General features: G+C 35.0%; 18 protein-coding genes. 11 read left to right on the forward strand and 7 right to left on the reverse strand.

Going from position 1 to position 19,073, the window contains the following annotated elements; all coding sequences use genetic code 11:
• Nucleotides 1–2 precede the first annotated feature (2 nt).
• On the forward strand, nucleotides 3–647 hold the full coding sequence (locus NSQ92_RS03495) for a response regulator transcription factor (RefSeq protein ID WP_047943102.1): 645 nt from the start codon (nucleotides 3–5) through the stop codon (nucleotides 645–647).
• 148 nt (nucleotides 648–795) lie between these two features.
• Here NSQ92_RS03495 and NSQ92_RS03500 read toward each other — a convergent pair whose 3' ends face one another.
• Both NSQ92_RS03500 and NSQ92_RS03505 read right to left on the reverse strand, forming a co-directional pair.
• Nucleotides 796–1,635 carry a YitT family protein gene (locus NSQ92_RS03500; protein ID WP_047943103.1) on the reverse strand — a complete coding sequence of 280 codons (840 nt, stop codon included), beginning with the start codon at nucleotides 1,633–1,635 and terminating at the stop codon, nucleotides 796–798.
• A 395-nt stretch (nucleotides 1,636–2,030) separates the two neighbouring features.
• Entirely contained in the window at nucleotides 2,031–3,359 is a 1,329-nt protein-coding gene (locus NSQ92_RS03505) for a hemolysin family protein (RefSeq protein ID WP_144581040.1), read from the reverse strand.
• 198 nt (nucleotides 3,360–3,557) lie between these two features.
• Between NSQ92_RS03505 and NSQ92_RS03510 the strand changes: the two genes are divergently transcribed.
• The 5 genes from NSQ92_RS03510 (at nucleotide 3,558) to NSQ92_RS03530 (ending at nucleotide 8,021) form a co-directional block, all read left to right on the forward strand.
• Nucleotides 3,558–4,490, forward strand: coding sequence for an ABC transporter ATP-binding protein (locus NSQ92_RS03510; RefSeq protein ID WP_047943105.1), 933 nt, complete (start codon nucleotides 3,558–3,560; stop codon nucleotides 4,488–4,490).
• Between the two features lie 11 nt (nucleotides 4,491–4,501).
• Nucleotides 4,502–5,758, forward strand: coding sequence for an ABC transporter permease (locus tag NSQ92_RS03515; RefSeq protein WP_047943106.1), 1,257 nt, complete (start codon nucleotides 4,502–4,504; stop codon nucleotides 5,756–5,758).
• Nucleotides 5,755–6,849: an ABC transporter permease gene (locus tag NSQ92_RS03520; RefSeq protein WP_095258811.1), complete on the forward strand. Its 1,095-nt coding sequence runs from the start codon at nucleotides 5,755–5,757 to the stop codon at nucleotides 6,847–6,849. The genes NSQ92_RS03515 and NSQ92_RS03520 overlap by 4 nt, the downstream gene beginning before the upstream one ends.
• A gap of 92 nt (nucleotides 6,850–6,941) precedes the next feature.
• Nucleotides 6,942–7,070, forward strand: a complete 129-nt coding sequence (locus NSQ92_RS03525; protein WP_268874800.1) for a hypothetical protein — start codon at nucleotides 6,942–6,944, stop codon at nucleotides 7,068–7,070.
• A gap of 189 nt (nucleotides 7,071–7,259) precedes the next feature.
• The gene (locus NSQ92_RS03530) at nucleotides 7,260–8,021 is read left to right on the forward strand and encodes a class I SAM-dependent methyltransferase (protein ID WP_328283467.1); all 762 of its coding nucleotides are present in this window, start codon (nucleotides 7,260–7,262) and stop codon (nucleotides 8,019–8,021) included.
• 202 nt (nucleotides 8,022–8,223) lie between these two features.
• Here the strand turns inward: NSQ92_RS03530 and NSQ92_RS03535 are convergent, their stop codons facing one another.
• Nucleotides 8,224–9,078, reverse strand: a complete 855-nt coding sequence (locus NSQ92_RS03535; RefSeq protein ID WP_144545322.1) for an SIS domain-containing protein — start codon at nucleotides 9,076–9,078, stop codon at nucleotides 8,224–8,226.
• Nucleotides 9,079–9,244: 166 nt separating this feature from the next.
• Between NSQ92_RS03535 and NSQ92_RS03540 the strand changes: the two genes are divergently transcribed.
• Both NSQ92_RS03540 and NSQ92_RS03545 read left to right on the forward strand, forming a co-directional pair.
• A complete protein-coding gene (locus NSQ92_RS03540) occupies nucleotides 9,245–10,261 on the forward strand; it encodes a Gfo/Idh/MocA family oxidoreductase (protein ID WP_095320246.1) in 1,017 nt (338 codons plus the stop codon).
• Between the two features lies 1 nt (nucleotide 10,262).
• On the forward strand, nucleotides 10,263–11,261 hold the full coding sequence (locus tag NSQ92_RS03545) for a Gfo/Idh/MocA family protein (RefSeq protein WP_341152379.1): 999 nt from the start codon (nucleotides 10,263–10,265) through the stop codon (nucleotides 11,259–11,261).
• Nucleotides 11,262–11,378: 117 nt separating this feature from the next.
• On the opposite strand, the gene NSQ92_RS03550 is transcribed toward NSQ92_RS03545, so the two are convergent.
• The gene (locus NSQ92_RS03550) at nucleotides 11,379–12,281 is read right to left on the reverse strand and encodes an ArsR/SmtB family transcription factor (protein WP_061797481.1); all 903 of its coding nucleotides are present in this window, start codon (nucleotides 12,279–12,281) and stop codon (nucleotides 11,379–11,381) included.
• 168 nt (nucleotides 12,282–12,449) lie between these two features.
• On the reverse strand, nucleotides 12,450–13,313 hold the full coding sequence (locus NSQ92_RS03555; protein ID WP_047943113.1) for an AraC family transcriptional regulator: 864 nt from the start codon (nucleotides 13,311–13,313) through the stop codon (nucleotides 12,450–12,452).
• Nucleotides 13,314–13,452: 139 nt separating this feature from the next.
• Between NSQ92_RS03555 and NSQ92_RS03560 the strand changes: the two genes are divergently transcribed.
• Both NSQ92_RS03560 and NSQ92_RS03565 read left to right on the forward strand, forming a co-directional pair.
• On the forward strand, nucleotides 13,453–15,417 hold the full coding sequence (locus NSQ92_RS03560) for a glycoside hydrolase family 127 protein (RefSeq protein WP_341152380.1): 1,965 nt from the start codon (nucleotides 13,453–13,455) through the stop codon (nucleotides 15,415–15,417).
• Nucleotides 15,418–15,838: 421 nt separating this feature from the next.
• Nucleotides 15,839–16,330 (forward strand): GNAT family N-acetyltransferase, encoded by a 492-nt coding sequence (locus tag NSQ92_RS03565; RefSeq protein WP_047943115.1) that lies wholly within the window; start codon nucleotides 15,839–15,841, stop codon nucleotides 16,328–16,330.
• 79 nt (nucleotides 16,331–16,409) lie between these two features.
• Here NSQ92_RS03565 and NSQ92_RS03570 read toward each other — a convergent pair whose 3' ends face one another.
• Together NSQ92_RS03570 and NSQ92_RS03575 are read right to left on the reverse strand one after the other, a co-directional pair.
• Complete coding sequence (locus NSQ92_RS03570; RefSeq protein ID WP_047943116.1) at nucleotides 16,410–16,973, reverse strand: DUF2777 domain-containing protein; 564 nt, start codon at nucleotides 16,971–16,973, stop codon at nucleotides 16,410–16,412.
• A 38-nt stretch (nucleotides 16,974–17,011) separates the two neighbouring features.
• Nucleotides 17,012–17,149 (reverse strand): hypothetical protein, encoded by a 138-nt coding sequence (locus NSQ92_RS03575; RefSeq protein ID WP_156485392.1) that lies wholly within the window; start codon nucleotides 17,147–17,149, stop codon nucleotides 17,012–17,014.
• 64 nt (nucleotides 17,150–17,213) lie between these two features.
• Between NSQ92_RS03575 and asnB the strand changes: the two genes are divergently transcribed.
• Nucleotides 17,214–19,061 (forward strand): asparagine synthase (glutamine-hydrolyzing), encoded by a 1,848-nt coding sequence (gene asnB / locus NSQ92_RS03580; protein ID WP_341152381.1) that lies wholly within the window; start codon nucleotides 17,214–17,216, stop codon nucleotides 19,059–19,061.
• Nucleotides 19,062–19,073 lie beyond the last annotated feature (12 nt).

A 19,073-nucleotide genomic window follows, 5' to 3' on the forward strand; every position in this document is an offset into this window, starting at 1 on the left:
AGATGATTCGCGTGTTAATTGCGGAGGATCAAGCAATTGTTAGAAATGGTTTAAAGATGATTATTGAACAAGAAGAAGACATCAAGGTCGTTGCTGAAGCGGAAAATGGAAAAGAAGTGTTGTTTTTATTAGAAAAAACAATTGTAGACATTGTTTTAATGGATATTCGTATGCCAATTATGGATGGGATGGAAGCGACGAAAAAAATTCGTCAGCAATTTCCACATATAAAAATACTTATCCTCACTACTTTTAATGATGAAGATTATGCAATAAAGGTATTTCAAGAAGGGGCGAATGGTTTTCTGCTAAAAACAACAGATAATACTACTTTAGTAAATAGTATCAAAAGTTGTTTGGCGGGCGGCATGTCGATACATGATCAAGTTGCCGCAAAATTAATGCCAAAGCTGTTAAAAAAAGAGAACCTGCCTGAGAAAGAACTGAATCAGACAGTTGTGTTAACAACACGAGAAATAGAAATCCTCAAAAAAATAGGCCAAGGGAAAACAAATAAAGAAATTTCCCGTGAGTTATTATTATCTGTTGGAACGATTAAAAATCATATCACTCAAATTCTAGCAAAATTAGAATTAAGAGATCGAACACAATTAGCTATTTATGCGGTGCGGAATGATTATATTTGATTTCATTGCCAGCTAAGTAATAGGAAAGCGAAGTAGAGTCATCTGCGGCTGCTTTCCACTAACCTTCTTTTTTTTGAAATAAAACCCGAACGATTATATAAGAGCTTTATTAGCAGCTCTGTATAATGGTTCGGGTGAAAATGCCTCACTACGCTTTAGAAAGGTGAATAAAGCCCTCGCCGAAGACGTCTCTCACATCATGAATGGTAATAAAAGCATCCTCATCTGTTTGTTTCACGATTTTCTTTAGTTTCACAACTTCTTGTTTATTAATAATAATATAGAGTATTTCCTTGTTCTCTTTTGTATAGTAGCCATGACCTGATAGAACAGTTACGCCACGATTTAATTGTTCGTTTACTTGATCCGCAATTTCTGCAGGGTAATTGGAAATAATCGTCACTGCCTTCTTCGGATTAACGCCTTCTATGACAAATTCCATCACCTTTGTTCCAACATAGAGCATAATAATTGTCAGCATCACACCTTCTGCCTTTATTAGGAAGAAGGAGGCAAAAACAACAAGAAGATCAAAAAATAATAAGCCGTAACTTATACTCCAGCCGAGATATTTATTGGTTAGTCTTGCTAGAATAGTCGAGCCAGCTGTTGTACCACCTACTCTTATAATTAATCCAATTCCAACTCCGGCAAATACGCCGCCGAAAATAACATTAACAAATAATTCGTCAGAATGGATTGACCATGTCTCTGTTAGATGTAAAAATAACGAGTTGAAAAAAACAGCAATAATGGTATAAATAATCATTTGTTTATTTAAAAATTTATAACCGATTATAAGCAAAATGGTGTTTAAAGCAAAGTTGACTATACCTGGAGACCATTGAAATAAGTAATAAGCTATAATGGCTAAACCGGTTACTCCTCCTTCTCCCAAATCATTAGGAATAACAAATAAATTGACAGCCAATGCAAAAAGGAAGGCTCCAAAAATAATCACTAGGATATCCTTTCCGTATTTTTTCATGAAAAAAACCTCCAATAATAACAGAAACTTAATGCAAACTATTACCAGTATAATAAAGGAAAACGCAAATTCATAGGAAAAGTTTTAAAGTAATATGATTTGGTTACTCACTCGGATAAATGTTGGTTCAGCAGGATAGCTGCGGAACATATGAAGAGGGGAATGTAAATGACACTGTAATCGGTATAAATGATAGATTTAAGAACAAAAATGTGACACCATGAAATGGATAATAAAATGAAATCGAGCAGGCGAAAGACAGGGGCTTTCATCCAGTCTAATGGAAAGAGTAGTGTATTTTAGTGTGTGGGGATAATCACATCCATTTATATTTTTGGCTGGGAAACTTATGTCCCAGCCAAAACATAAGTTTAAGTCTGTTCCTTGGAAAACACTCATGTTTCTAAAGAAGTATTTGATGGGGACTGCTCTTCGATTATTTTTGTAACCTTCACTTGACTGATTCTGCGGTCCACAATTTCTTCGACTTGAAATTCGAAATTTTTAAAGAGGATGGTTGGTTTTTCATTCTCATTAGGAATATAGCCAATCCTGCTGATGAGAAAACCACTCAATGTATCATAAATTTCAATCGGCAAGGTAATTTTCAATAACTCTTGCACATCATCTAGACTGATAGTCCCTTGCAATAAATAGGTATGTTCCCCGATAATCTTAATTTCAGGAGGTTTTGGTTCATCGTATTCATCAAAAATATTGCCGACGATTTCTTCCACCAAATCCTCCATTGTCACAATACCGTCTGTTCCGCCGTATTCATCAACGACAATTGCGAAAAGGACATTATTTTTTTGCATCTGGATAAATAATTCATCAATTCTTTTTGATTCTAGTACAAAGTATGGTTCGCGAATAACCCTACTTAGTTGAAAGGAGGTATCTTCTTTACCCATATAGGCTAATAGATCTTTAGAATGTAGGATACCGATAATATTATCCATATTTCCCTCATATACAGGATAGCGAGTATACATTTCACGATTCACAAGAGCAGCTATCTCATTTAGCGTATAATGGGAAGGAATAGCTACCATATTAGAGCGATGGGTCATAATATCTGTGACATCTTTATTATCAAATTCGAAAATATTATGTATCATCATTCGCTCATCTTCATCAATACTTCCTCTTTCATTTCCTACATCAATCATCATTTTTATATCTTCTTCTGTTACTTCCTCATCTTCATCATCTGGACGAACGCCGAAAAGCCGTGCAACAAGGTTAGTGGAGAAGGTTAAGAAAGCGACAAATGGCGCTGTTATTTTAGAAAGCATTGTTAGCGGACTTGCGGCGAACATCGCAATTCCTTCTGCTTTCTTCAAAGCAACTCGTTTAGGAACTAATTCACCAAATACAAGTGTGAAATAAGATAACAGCAGCGTAATAATAATGACGGAGATAGAGTCAAGCAATCCTTTGGAGAGAGGAATACCCATACTTAAAAATAACTCTGTTAAGTGACCAGAAAAGCTGTCCGCAGCAAAAGCGCTGGCTAGAAATCCTGCTAGAGTAATCCCAATTTGGATTGTCGCCAGAAATTTACTCGGCTCTGACAGCAATTTATGCACTATTTTAGCCTTCTTGTGGCCAGTGTCAGCCATATGTTTAATTTTATTGTCATTTAAGGAAATGAGCGCAATTTCTGCAGCTGCAAAGAAAGCGTTTAAAGCAATAAGGATGACCAAGACTAGAATGCCCAATTAGTACAGCTCCTTTCCGATGATTATCTTTTATTTGTTTTACCCTTTTTAAATGAAAGTATGCTTAAATAAGCAGCAGCTATTGAATTAGCATAAAAAGATATGACTATAGTCATTTTATTTTTGGAAAAAAATGACCTTTAGGTATATGAATGGAAGAGTCTTTTCATTATGCTGTATATAGAAAGGATGATGACCTTGTTAGAAATAATAAATTTATCTAAATCATTTAAAGGGAAGCAAGTTGTGAATTCTGTCAATTTATATTTAGAACGTGGAGAAATTGTAGGCTTACTAGGACCGAATGGTGCAGGTAAATCTACAACAATATCTATGATATCTTCTTTGGTTTCTCCTCAAGAGGGAGACGTACGTTTAAATAATGAAAGTATTTTAAAAACACCGCAGGCTTTACGGAAAGTTCTTGGAGTAGTACCACAAGAACTCGCTGTTTATATGGATTTATCTGCTCGAGAAAACTTACTCTTTTTTGGTAAAATGCATCGGATTCCTAAAAAAATTTTACAGAAGAGAGTAGATGAAGTTCTTGAAATTATTGGTTTAAAAGAACGGGAAAAGGATTTGGTCAAAACCTTTTCAGGCGGAATGAAACGGAGATTAAATATTGGTGTCGCTTTAATACATGAACCGGAAATAATTATTATGGATGAACCAACTGTTGGAATTGATCCACAATCCAGAAATTATATTTTAGAAACAGTGAAAAGACTAAATGAAGAAAAGCAAATGACCGTCCTTTATACAAGTCATTATATGGAAGAAGTAGAGTTTCTTTGTAATCGGATTTATATTATGGACCATGGTGAAATCATTGCATCTGGAACGAAGGAGGATATTAAAAATATTTTATCGGCAGAAACAGCCATTAACATTAAGGTGGAAATCGTCAAACATGAATTTACAGAAGCACTCCGTCATCTTGAAAGCATTAAGAATATCTCGATTCAACAATCGGTGATTACGGTTATCGTACCAAGAGGAGTGAATTTGTTAAAAGATATATTGCGGATTGCCGAAGAACAGAAGACAAATGTACTCTCTGTAAATATTGAGGCGCCTACTTTAGAAGATGTGTTCTTGCATTTAACTGGCCGTCAATTAAGAGATTAGGAGGATTCCAGATGCTTTGGCAAATGATAAAAAAAGAATTATTACTGATTTGGAGAAGACCGCGAGAGCTGGTTGTCTTGTTGTTAATGCCGTTTGTGCTTATCACGATACTTGGCAGCGCGTTAGGGGCTTTGGATAATGATAGCGAAATAGAAGTAAAAGCGAAGCTAGCTATGGTGGTAGAGGATCAAGAACAGCAAGCCCAACAAGAAATAATAGAAAAAATAAACCAGTCTCCTCTAAGCGATCAAGAGAAAAAAGCAAAAATAGCGCATATTCAGGCTCTGCAGCCGATAGCTACATTTATGAAAGCAGTCGGGGAAAATCCTGATTTAAAGAAATTCCTTTCCGTTACGGAATATAGTGACCGGACCATAGTAAAGGAAAAGGATTTTGACGGTGTAGTATATATTCCAGAAGGATTTACTTCTGAATTTTATACAAATTTTTTAGAGGAAGAAACCGAACTTCCATCGTGGATAATAAAGACAAAAAACCAAGAGTCCCTTCAGGCAACTATTATCGAGGATATTATGACGAATTATCAAAAAGAGTGGACGTATCTAAAGACAGCCCAAGATCTTCAAATCGATTATTCGACATTAGTTAGTGAAAAGGTAAATGGACAAATCAAAAATATCGAAAAGAAAAAGGAAATCAGCGCTTTTGCTTATTATGGAGTCGGCATGTCTGTGATGTTTGTATTCTATATATCTACAACGGTAGCAGGCTTTGCTTATCAGCAAAAAGAAGAGCTTTTGTATGAACGTATCTTACTGGCAAATGTTCCAAAGTTTGTGTTTTTTGCAGGTGTTTTTACTGTAGCCTTTATTCTATCTTTTTTACAGCAGACCATTTTATTCAGCTTAATAGCAATGATTTATGGAGTCGTCTTTTCTAGTATGATAAACCAATTAGTTGTTATCTTAACGGTAAATCTAATGGCTGCAGCGTTTGCTACTATAGCAACTTCTATTTCTTTTGCTGCTAAGTCACGAAATGTGGAGAGTATTATGTCTTCCTTAATCGTACCTATTCTTGCGTTTATTGGCGGCAGCTTTTTTGATGTAAGTGCGATTGGTGGATTTATGGAAACATTAGGCGAATATTCTCCTGGAGGTGCAGCCCTTACTGCTTATTTAAAAGCATATCAAGGCTATTCATTGGCAGATTTATGGAGCCATCTTAAAGCAATCCTCCTATTTTCTATTACTTTGCTGTTGATTAGTGTGATTACCTTGAAAACAAGAGGAGGGGTTCGCCAATGAATGCAATTCTATGGGGGAAATGTAAGAAATTTATTAGACAGCCAGGTGGATTTATTGTAACCTCTTTCATTTGTATCGTTTTTGCTTATTTAGTTGGGATGTCTTCTTTCACAAAAGTAGAAGTGCCAGTTTATACAGAACAATCGGAGAAAACAACTGATATTCTAGAAGCTTTAAATCAAAGTGAAAGTTATTCGTTTGTTATTTATACAGAAAAAGAAGTAAAAGAACAGTTAGCAAAGGGAAAAACAGATATAGGAGTGTCGATAAATCCAGACACTTATACTATTTTTCGAGTAGCTGATACGTCCAATGTATTAATGGTTCAAAATTATCTTCAAACCTATTATGCGAATATGCTTAAGGAACAAGCGCTGATCAATGGAGCAGCGGATAAAGAAGAAGCTCAAAGGGTGCTTGCACATAATAAAGAGACACCAATTATACCTGTAGAAACAGAACAAACATTAACGGATAAAGAAGCAAGCTATAATCAATCACTCCAGTCGCTCTTTGGGTTTACTTTATTCTTCTGTATTTATACCGTTTCCTTTACGGTTATTGAAATTCTAAGAGATAAACAAGGTGGAATATGGGATCGATTTATTTTATCCTCTACTTCAAAAGCACAAATATATTTAGGGAATTTATTATTTAGTTTTTCGATAGGTTATATCCAAATAATAATGATTTTCCTTCTTTTCAGGTATGGATTAAATATTGATTTTAATGGGAATTTTCATTTGGTGTTTGTTCTAATCATTCCATATTTATACGCTATTGTGGCATTGACTATTCTCCTAACAGGTCTTGTGAAAACACCAAGCCAGTTTAATGCCTTTATTCCGTTGGTATCTGTAAGCTTTGCGATGCTTGGCGGAGCCTATTGGCCAATTGAAATTGTTACATCGAAAATAATGATTTTGTTATCCAAAGTTGTTCCTATTACTTATGGAATGGAACTATTAAAAAAAGGTGTTATCGACAGTGCTTCTTGGAATGATATTATGGTTCCGGCAGGGATTCTTTGTTTGATGGGAACAATTATGCTAGGTATTGGCATTCAGCTTATAGAAAAAAGACATGTATAAGAAAATATAAGGTGTAATATTTTGAAAAAATAAAAAATAGTGTATAATTAAGAGTATAGATTTCCAAGTTTAGGAAGAGGGATCTGGAACAATTGATCCGAAAAATAGTGAAAGGCTATTTAGATGTTGTTGTTCTTCCTTTGACATTTTTCATTTCTATTATTTTTGAGCCGAGTGGTAATCTTGTTCGGTTAACAAATGACACCATTAGAGATATGTAGGGTATACACACATAAATATGTTGGATAAGTATCTGTCTTGGAGTGGCAGGTACTTAGTTTCAAAGAGCTTGAAAGAACTAATAAGGGAGAAAGAGTATGAGATCACTGGAACATGAAATATAAAACCATTATTGTAGAGGACCTCCCTCTATTCTTTATTGAAAAATAAAAAATAGGGAGGAATAAAAAGTGACAGATATTAATTTTCATAGGTATTTAGAGGAAATAAACGAGAAATTTTCTGGATGGGACTTTTCTAGCATTTATGATACAGGCAGAATCCAAAACAGCATGATTTCTTGGTCTTACGGGAGCAAAGTAATTTCTGCAATGCAGGAAACCACAGCTGTATTGGATATGGGAACTGGGGGAGGAGAGTTTCTCTCCTTATTGAAAGGCTATTTTCCAAGTATCATTTATGCGACGGAAGGGTACAAGCCGAACGTATCGATTGCCAAAAAGAAGCTTGAGCCATTAGGAGTGAGAGTGATGGAAGTGGTTGATGATAATGAATTGCCATTTCCCGACAATCATTTTGATTTAATCATTAACAGACATGAATCTTACTCTGTAAAAGAAGTGAAAAGAATCTTAAAGCCAAAGGGTATTTTTCTTACCCAGCAAGTTGGAGGTTTAGATTGCAAGGAAATAAATGACTGGTTTGGAGTTCCGCTCAATCCTGAATTTAAAGAGTGGAAACTTTCAGCTGCTCTTAACCAGTTTTCTCTCACTGAATGGGAGGTTCTAGAGTACCAAGAGGAGTTTCCTATCCAGCGTTTCTATGACTTGGGCGCACTTATTTATTATTTAAAGGCGATTCCTTGGCAAGTTCCTGATTTTAGCGTAGAAAAGTACCAGAATGAACTCTATCGTTTGTATCAGCATATCGAGAAAACTGGCTTTTTTGATGCCAGCCAATCTCGTTTTTATCTAAAGGTGAGAAAGCAATAACGTAGAAGTTACAAAAGAAACTCAGTTAATACCTTAAAGGTTTAGCTGAGTTTTTTTGTTTTTTTCAAAAAAAGGAAAATTCATCGAAAAATAGAAGATTGTTTTGCCAGTGGATGCCAGCTGTGCAAGAAAGACTTAGCAGCTAGTGCTGTTTTAAATCCTCTAGTTTAACTATATTTAGACTAAGGGATTTTCTTATATTCTAAAAAGAAAAGCGATCTATTAATTCCGTACTTTTTCTTTGATGCTCTCTGTTCTGTGAGTAATTTATTTGATACAAGCTGGAAAATAAGACATTAAGCACATAATCAATGGATACTTGTGATGCAAAGGTAGCGATTTTGTATGTTTCTTTCTTTTCTAAAGCTGGTATGGTTAAAACAACATCTGCCATTTTGGCTAATTTACTTTCAGGAAAGGCGGTTAGCAATAAAATCGGCACCTTTCTTTCTTTTAATATACGAGCAGCAATGAAGTCCTCATTTGATTTAGCTTCATAAGTAATAAAAAAGGCGCAGTCATTTATATCAATGTTAACAGTGTTATTGGCAAATTCATTACGGGCCGTTGCGATTATGGCATATTTATTTATCTTCAAAAGTTTATTTTGGAAACTTTCGGCCCGAATTTGCGAATCTCCTACAGCATACATAAAGATACGGTTTGCATTGTATAGATACTTAGTCATTTTAAAAAGGGATTCTTCCTTTAAGAGCTCATAGCTTTCTTTGATGGCCTGTTGAGTTAAATACATCATATCCTGGCTGATTTTCATAAGAGAAGCATCATCTTCAAATGGGATATTGGGATTAATTTCAGATAAAACATGGTTTTTTTGCTCAATAGTTTTAACAAGCATAATTTTAAAATCTTTAAAACCCTTCATTCCTAACTTTTGTGTAAAGCGAATGATAGAAGTATGGGAAGTAAATGTTTTTTGTGCTAACTCTTGGATTGTCATTCTCTCTATTAAGTTAGCATTCTCCAAAATATATTTTGCAATATTTTTTTCTGCTGTTGTATAATCCGTTCTATTTGCAATTTGTTTTAGCAACAAATCGGCTCACTCCTTTAAAATTGAACATTTTGTTCATTAAATCAGCTTAATTTCAGATGGAAGCTTGAACATTTTATCCTAAATCCGTTCAGGCTAAAGCTTTACATGGAATTCTCTGTTATTCCATCCTATAATGGTCCCATTAAGGAAAAAAGGAGTGTCTTTTATGCTGACAATTGGATACATAGGAAATGGCAAAAGTACAAATAGGTATCATCTTCCTTTTACTTTACAAAGAGACCATATTAAGGTGAAAACAATTTATCGTAGAAATCCAGCCCATGATACATGGAAGAAACATAAACATATTCATTATACTACGGATTTAAATGAGATACTCAAGGATCAAGAGATTCAATTAATCGTAGTAACAACATCTCATGACTCTCATTATGCATTTGCTAAGTTAGCTTTAGATCATAATAAACATGTGCTAGTGGAAAAGCCATTTATGATGTCGGTAGAAGAAGCCGAAGAAATATTCCTGTATGCAAAAGAAAAAGGACTTGTTGTTCAATGCTATCAAAACCGCCGTTATGATTCAGATTTTCTGACAACAAAAAAGGTGATAGAGAGTGGTAAATTAGGAGATTTATTAGAAGTAGAATTGAATTATGACTATTATCGACCAGAAGTGCCAGAAACAGTCCAGGTTTATAATAATTATCGCAGCTTTATGTACGGACATGGTACCCATACGATCGACCAGGTCATATCTTATTTTGGAAAACCGCAGCATGTTCATTATGATGTACGACAATTATTAGGTCAAGGACGAATGAATGACTATTTTGATTTAGACTTTTATTATGATCAGTTAAAGGTTTCAATTAAGTCAAGTTACTTCCGTCTAAAAGAAAGACCAAGCTTTGTTGTTTACGGTAAGAAGGGAAGCTTCATTAAACATTCGAAAGATAGACAAGAGGAACATTTAAAACTTTTCTATATGCCTGATGGAGAGGGTTTTGGGGTAGACCAACCAGAACATTATGGCACCCTAACTTATATAGATGAGAATGGAAATTACCATGAAGAAAAAGTTGTGTCAGAGGCAGGGGATTATGGGCGAGTGTATGATGGAATGTATAATACAATCATCTATGGGGAAGAAAAAATAATAAAAGATGAGGAAACGCTATTACAATTGGCAATTTTAGAAGAGGGAATGAAGGGATGTAAATAAAATGAAACTTGGAATAGTGGGAGCAGGAAAGATTGTTCAAGATTTATTACCTATGCTTAAATCTATACCACAAATTGACTTGATGGCGATTTTTGGAAGACCCAATAAAAAAGAATTTTTGTTAGACTTACAAAAGGAATATCCTATAAACAAAATTTATGTGGATTATAAAGAGATGCTTGCAGATACCGATATAGATGTCGTTTACATAGCATTGCCTAATCATCTTCATTATTCCTATACAAAACTAGCTTTAGAAGCCAGAAAACATGTAATTTGTGAGAAGCCTTTTACCTCTAATTTGAATGAATTGAAGGAATTAGAAAGGATCGCCCAAAAGAATGATCTTTATTTAATAGAAGCAATTACTAATCAATACAGAGGGAATTTTTTAAAAATAAAAGAATTGCTGCCTAAGCTAGGAGATATCAAGGTGGTAGAAGCAAATTATTCTCAGTACTCCTCACGTTATGATGCTTTTAAGGAGGGGAACATTTTACCAGCTTTTAATCCAGAGATGTCGGGTGGCGCCTTGATGGATATTAATAGTTATAATATTCATTTCGTTGTTGGGTTATTCGGAAAACCAATGGAGGTGCAGTATTATCCCAATTTGTCACGAGGGATTGATACTTCTGGAGTCTTGATTTTAGAGTATGAGCGCTTTAAAGCGATATGTATAGGTTCAAAAGATAGCTGGGGAGCATCATTTGCGACTATTCAAGGCGATAATGGCTTCTTGACAGTTGATGGACCTGTTAACAGTATAGATTCATTTATTATCAGCAATGCTAGTAATGTAGAAGAGAAGATAAATAAAAATGAGCATAATCATCGAATGTATGAAGAGTTCGTGGCATTTGAAAAAATAATACGCGAGAAAAACAAAAGTGAAATGCTAAAAAGGCTAGAACATAGTCTTCAAGTGATAGAGATTCTTACAGTAGCGAGAAAAAGGGCAGGAATTGTTTTTGCTGCCGATAAATGGCTGAATGAATAGGTTTGAAAGAAAGTCTTCTATTAATAATAGAGGACTTTTTTTATCGTTAAAGGAAGAAACGAGGAAGGTAAGGGAAACAAGTCACTGTTTCCCAACTTATTAAAGTAAATCCTTCTCTTATAAATAATAGACTTTGAAAATAATGTCCTGTGGGTGATTCCCGAATTTTTTCCCAAAAATAGTGGCACCTCCAACATATTCAGCATCTTCTTTCACTTCAAGTCGAAATGTCCAGCGATCACAGTTGTCATCCAATTCATTAATGGTAATGGCGGATATCGGATCTCCATCAATATATGTACCATGGTTTGTAATTCGCAGTGTTTTAAGAAGTCCATATTGATTTAAATTATGCGGCCACCATTCAGGAGTAAGTTTACCTCGTGTATCTGCAAAGTCGCCAGGGCTTCTCCAGGTTCCAAGTTCTAGCCCATTTAGTGAAAAGGTAATATCAGAAGGCCAATTATCATTAGAAAATGGAAATTCTGAACATACTTCTAAACTAATTTCAAATTGCTGGATTTTTTCTTCCTTTTTTAAAAAGTTTGGGATGGTGTATTGGATAAAGCCTTGAGTAAACCACAAAATTTCTGCTTCCACTCTTTTTGGATCCATAAAGAGCTTCGGTTCATCTACTCTGCCAATAAAATCCTTTTCTGAAGCTAATCCACAGGTTGGCTTTAAATCATAATCAGTATAATGACCAATTGGAACAGAAGTTTCGTAAGAAGCAAAAGAATGATAGATTTTCTTCGGAAAGTTGATTTCAATGTGGTCCACTTTTAACATGGAAATTTTCTGTAAGCCAGACTTCCCTGGAACCTTTTCGGTCTTTATTAGACCTGCATCTTCTAATTTTTTTACATGCTTTGTTACAATAGCACTGCTGATGCCCAATTCTTTGGCAAGCTCTTTTATATTCATTTTATTTTTAGACAGTAACTGAATAATTGTCATTCGAACTTCACTTGCTAAAGCTTCGTACACGACTAAAGAGGATTTATCGATCCCCAATTGCATATAGACCCCTTCTTTCAGTATGTTTAATTAACTATAAAGTTTCCTTCTTATACAAAAAATAACATGTAAATTAACCTCTGTAAATGTTTTCTTTTAGTGTAAGGGGTGATTAATATTAATGTTAATATTTTTATTGATAAAGTTTGTTAAGTTTATAGTATTGTTATCTTAAGTATTATTTAATTTAATATGCCTTAAAGCAGAACGGAAAGCAGTTGGTGTCATGTTTTCTGTTTGCTTAAATACTCTCATAAAATATTTCTCATCTTTAAAACCACAATCGGCAGCAACTTTTGTAACAGTATCATTCGTATTCAATAATAATGATTTTGCCTTCTCCATTCTAACTTGAAGAATAAATTGGCTGATCGTTGTCCCGGTATTTTTGGAAAAAGTATGTGATAAGTAAGCTTTATTATATCCAAAATGATTGGCGATCTCTTCAATTGTTAAGGGGTGATTGCTGTTCATCCGAATCCATTCTTTTACATAGTGTAAGAAACGATTATGTGGTTCCCTCTCTTCGGTATCTTCATAGACACTACGGGCTTCCTCACTAAGTTCTAGCAGAATTGCTGTTACTAAATAATCTAGAAATCCATTATTTGTTTGAGATGATTTCATGCTTGCGATTAATTGATTTAACAAAATGATGGTTTTACAAAGATTCATTTCAGATGAATACAAAGGTAAATATATTTCTGGAGTAGAGCTTTTTCGTACGAAGGGATCTGAAACAGTCTCTTTTCCTTGAGGGAGATAAAAGTGGAACCAATAAAAGGACAGGCCTTTTTCTGAGGGTTTATTACCTTTAAAAGATGTGTTGGCAGGAATGAAAAGAAATTCATTTTCTTTTAATTCATATGCGGTATTATCTACCTCTAAATAAAGAGTACCGGAAATACATAGGATAATTTCTTCATTTGGATTTCTTCTTGGTGCATGAGACCATGAAACATCTGATACAAATAAACCAGCTGAATGAAAGGGTACCGCTCCTTTTAGATGGGAATATATATACGTTGCTGGCATCTTTTTTCCTCCTTTTGAAGATATGGTAGCATGATCATCTAGTTTATGTCCACCACATCTATTTGTTATCCTACTTACATCATGAACGAAACCAGTTAAACTATTGTAAGCGATATCAGAAAAGAATGGAGGAATTAAATTGTTAAGAGAATTTGCCATAAACAAGGTGCATATAAAGGATATATTTTGGAATTATTATGTCAAAAATATTAAGAACAAGACAATTCCCTTTCAATATAAAGTGATGGATAACGATATGGATATTAATATTGAGCGGGAAAGGGAGGATGAGAGTTTACCAGCAGAGAAAAGCAATGCTCTCGAAAATTTTCGTATAGCAGCTGGATTAAAAGATGGAGAACATTACGGATGGTTCTTTCAAGATAGTGATGTGTACAAATGGCTAGAAGCAGTTTCTTACAGTTTGCAAATTTCTCCAGATAAGGAATTAGAGGAGCTTGCTGACAGTGTCATCGATTTAATTGGCAAGGCACAAGAAAAAGATGGCTATTTACAAACTTTTTTTCAAGTGAAATTTCCTAATAGAAAATATCGTGAGCTGCACTATAGTCATGAATTATATTGCGCTGGACACTTAATGGAAGCGGCTATAGGCTATACAGAAGCTACAGGGAAAAGAGAACTATTGCAGATTGCATTAAAAGTAGTAGACAATATCGCAAAGCATTTTGGTTATGAAGAAGGAAAAATACAGGGAGCTGATGGTCACCAAGAAATTGAACTGGCGTTAGCAAAGTTATATGAGTTTACTGGGAAGAAGAAATATTTAGATTTAGCAGTCTTCTTTATAGATGTGAGGGGAAAAGATCCATTATTCTATGACAAGCAAGTAGAGCAAAACAATAAAGACGGAATAACAAATGATTATCCAAAGATTGATTTAAAGTATTTACAAGCATATACTCAGCCCAAAAAACAGACAAAAGCAGTAGGGCATGCTGTTCGAATGTTGTATATGGCAACTGGGATGGCAAGAATTGCAAAACATTCAAACGATGAACAACTATTTATGGCTTGTAAAGAAATTTGGCGGGACGTTATCTCGAAAAAGATGTACATAACTGCAGGTGTTGGTTCCACTGTACATGGGGAGGCATTTACAGGTGAATATGATTTGCCGAATGACACCATGTATTGTGAGACATGTGCATCCATCGCTCTTATTTATTTTGCGTATGAGATGTTTAAAATAGAACCAAAGGCAGAATACATAGAAATTATGGAACGAGCATTATATAATGGTGTTCTCTCTGGAGCATCTATTGAGGGGAAACATTTTTTCTATGTGAATCCACTAGAAGTATATCCGTCTATAAGTAAGAAAAATCCTGGACAAGGGCATGTGAAGTCCCAGCGGCCAAATTGGCTTGGTTGTGCTTGCTGTCCTCCAAATTTTGCTCGAACAATCGGTTCGATACAGCGTTACTTTTATACATGGGATGAAGAAGGACAAATCATTTACAGCAATCTATTTGTTGCTAGTAAGCTAGACTTTCCCGGAGGCTCTTTAGAGCAAATGACAGAATTTCCGAAGCAAAATAGAGTGAAATATCACCTCAAAACGGATGGGCAATTCGCTACTTTAAAAATTCGTATTCCCCAGTGGTTAAAAAATCCGTTACTATATGTGGAAGGAATTCCAGTCGAAATGAATTTGATTGATGGTTATGTGGAATTAAAAAGGAAGTGGAATGGAGAAATAGTGGAACTTGTCTTTGAGACACCAGTATTGGCTGTCACAGCAAATCCTAACGTAGTTGCCGATGTTAATCGTATAGCTATACAAAGAGGTCCTTTTGTTTACTGTGCAGAATCGATAGATAATGAAGAGAAATTACAAACCTATCATGTCAATCCCAAAAATCTTGAGCGGGCAAAGGTATGCTATCAGCCAGATATATTAAATGGAATTACCCAACTTATGGTAGAAGCAGATCATGAACTAGTCGATAAAAGTTGGCAAGAAACATTATACCAATTTAATTTCAAGGGGAATATAGAAAAAAAAGAACTTACACTCATTCCTTATTATTCCTGGGGAAATAGAGGAGAATGTGAGATGGTTGTATGGCTATATAAGTAGAATGCTTAAAGCGTAAGGATAGAATAGACTTCCTTATGCTTTTTTTGCTTTTTTGAAGAAATAATGGACACATGGGAGATGGCTACCTTCGTTTTGGAAACATGATGACTATAACAATAGCAGTTGATTTTAGAGAATGGAGTAAGCTTTTGAATTCTGATAAAATCAAGTTAATTATATTTAGAAAGAGTGCAATCAAATGAATAGGGGGATAGGATTGAAAGAAGAAGTGAGAAAGTTTCATCGACCGTTTGGCGTGTATGGTGTTAATAAAACGATTTATCCATTCATTATGCTTCTCCACTTGTACTAAAGGCAATAGAGTGGATACAAACAGGTTCAATTGGAGTTGAAGTAACTTGGCATGAAAAATGGGAAGTGAAGAAATCCCTCCAAATAGAAGGAAGAAAGGAGAGCACAGATGATTATTAGAAAAGCGAAGGATGAGGATGCCAAAAGGATTGCAAAGGTACATGTAGATAGTTGGCGCACTACTTATAAAGGAATAGTTCCAGATTTATTTTTAGAAAGGCTTAATTATGAGGAAAGAGAAGAGATATGGAAGAAAGCAATCCCGACTGGAAGTGTCTTTGTTGCTGAAAATGAAACTGGAGAAATTATAGGTTTCGCTAATGGCGGAAAAGAAAGAAGTGGACAATATCCAGGTTATGTTGGCGAGTTATACGCCATCTACCTTTTGGAAGCCTTTCAAGGACAAGGGATAGGAAGCTTGTTAGTAAAAAAAGTAATGGAATATTTAAAAGAACTCGGGCTTTTCCCGATGGTTATTTTGGCTATATCAGAGAATCCAGCTTGTAAGTTTTATGAAGCCATTGGCGGGAAAAAAATCGGAACAGAAGAAGCGGAAATTGGCGGCAAAAAATTAACAGAAGTTGTTTTTGGGTGGAAATAAGGAGACTTCTTTTTGCTCATCAGACAGTAAAAACTGTCGGCAGTCATTTATTCTGCCGACAGTCTACCCATATCACTTTTTAAGAAGTTAATTTTTCCACAATCATTCGTTTCCCAGTATTTAAGGTGAATTCAAAGCGATCTGTGCTTTTTTCATTATAAAAGAAATGATGATTAACACTACAAAGTCCTTCTTCATTATCAAAAATCATCATATTAACCCCATTCTTTCGCTTTTCCTCCTTTAAAAAAGTAAGATGATTATAACAGTATATACAATCATATATGGAGAACTTCATCGAATTTAAAGTAGTGATAAATTGATAAAAACTATCGTCGCTTAAGTCGTCTAATAATTCTTCTAAAGCAAACACAAGGTGTTTTCTTATGCGGATAGGGTCTTCATGCTCTAGAAAATGAATGGTACCAGAAACATTTACTTTGCCATCCTCCAGGAGAATACCTTTTCGCCAGCGATTGAAAGTACGAATCTCAATTTCTTGATGCAAATATTCATCCAGCATCGCTGCTTCTTCTGTTTCTTCATCAAAAAAAATCCATTGATTATTTATATATTCGACTGTACCTTTCGTAAAGGCACGTGTTTGAAATTCAATAAGTTTTGATCTATGCTGATTGTTCATTGTAAACCTCCCAAAGATTACACGCCCATAAATTCTTTTTAGACAGATAAACAAAATTTTATAACTAATCCTTCTTTTTCCTTCATTAAAACATTGAAAACGATTAATTTCTCTTTTTTGAATGGAACAAATGATAAACCTGTTATGGACAAATAACCATTTTTGATTTGGTGCATAGAATACCTCATACTGATTGATTGGTATCTAATCATAAGTTCCACGAAAGAAAGGATGATAATCATGTGTGGAATAACAGGTTGGGTTGATTACAAAAAAGATTTAAGAAACGAATCGGAAATTTTATCGGCTATGGCTGAAACATTGGCAAAAAGAGGCCCTGATGATACTAATGTTTGGACTGCATTACATGCAGGATTCGGTCATAAACGCTTAGTGGTAGTAGATCCGCTAAATGGTATTCAACCAATGACAAAAGAAAAACAAGGATTTCACTACACTATTTGCTACAATGGTGAGTTGTATAATACCGAAGACATAAGAAAAGAATTACTAATAAAAGGATATTCATTTCAAGGTCATTCTGATACAGAAGTTTTACTTACTTCCTATATTGAGTGGGGAGAAGATTGTCTGCAGTACTTAAACGGGATATTTGCCTTTGCTGTTTGGGATGAGAAACGAAACTCCTTATTTATTGGAAGAGATCGTTTAGGAGTGAAACCATTATTTTACATGGAAATTAGCACTGGTTTTATTTTTGGATCTGAATTGAAAGCATTGCTAGCCCATCCAAATGTGAAAGCAGAGCTGGATAGAGAAGGGTTAGCTGAGGTGTTTGCACTTGGACCCTCTCATACACCAGGAAGCGGTATTTTCAAAGGGATTAAAGAGCTTCGGCCAGGGCATGCATTAAAGTTTACCCAGGATGGACTTAAAGTATGGCGTTATTGGAATGTGAAGAGTGAAGAACATACGGATAGCTTTGAGGAAACGGTCGAAAAAGTGCGATTTCTTTTTAAAGATGCTGTGACAAGACAATTAGTATCAGATGTACCATTAAGCACGTTTCTTTCAGGTGGAGTCGATTCAAGTGCTATTACAGCAATTGCTTCCATGGAATATGAAAGAACAGGGAAAGGACCGCTTCATACGTATTCCATCGATTATGAAGGCAATGATAAGTTCTTTAAAGCAAATGAATTTCAGCCAAATTCAGATGGTGTCTATATAAAAAAAATGACAGATACATTTGGAACCATTCACCATAACTGTATCATCACCCAAGAAACATTGGCTGAATTTTTACATGAGGCAGTAACAGTCAGAGATGTGCCTGGTATGGCGGATGTAGATTCTTCCCTTTTATGGTTCTGCCGAGAAATAAAGAAGGATTTTGTCGTTAGTTTATCTGGGGAATGTGCAGATGAAATTTTTGGAGGCTATCCATGGTTTAGAAGAGAGGCTGATTTGCAAAGAGGAGGCTTCCCATGGATGAGATCGATTCAAGAACGACAAAACTTATTGAAAGATTCATGGAGTAATAAATTGCAATTAGAAGATTATATGATGGATAAATATAATCAAACCATTGCAGAAACACCAAAGTTAGCGGGAGAAAGTAAAGACGATGCTAAGCGTCGAGAATTGTTTTATCTCAACCAATTATGGTTTATGACTACTTTATTAGAGCGGAAAGATAGAATGAGTATGGGAGCAAGCCTAGAGGTACGTGTCCCATTTGCTGACCATCGCTTAGTTGAATATGTGTGGAATGTACCATGGGAAATGAAGAATTACATGGGAAGAGAGAAAGGGTTATTACGGAAAGCGTTAGAAGGAATCCTCCCAGATGAAGTGCTCTATCGCAAAAAAAGTCCATATCCTAAAACACATAATCCTATTTACACAAAAACAGTAACGAATATGCTGAAAAGCGCTTTAACGGATAAAAGTTCTGTTTTATATGAGTTCTTTGATAAGGAACGTCTCACTAAAATTATTGAAACAGAAGGTTCTGCATTTAAAGAACCATGGTTTGGCCAATTGATGACAGGTCCACAATTACTTGCCCATTTAGTACAAATCCATCATTGGTTTAAAGACTATCAGATTAATATTGTCGAATAAATAGTGAATAAT

The sequence above is a fragment of the Niallia sp. FSL M8-0099 genome, assembly GCF_038006945.1.
Classification (GTDB): Bacteria; Bacillota; Bacilli; order Bacillales; family Cytobacillaceae; genus Niallia; species Niallia circulans.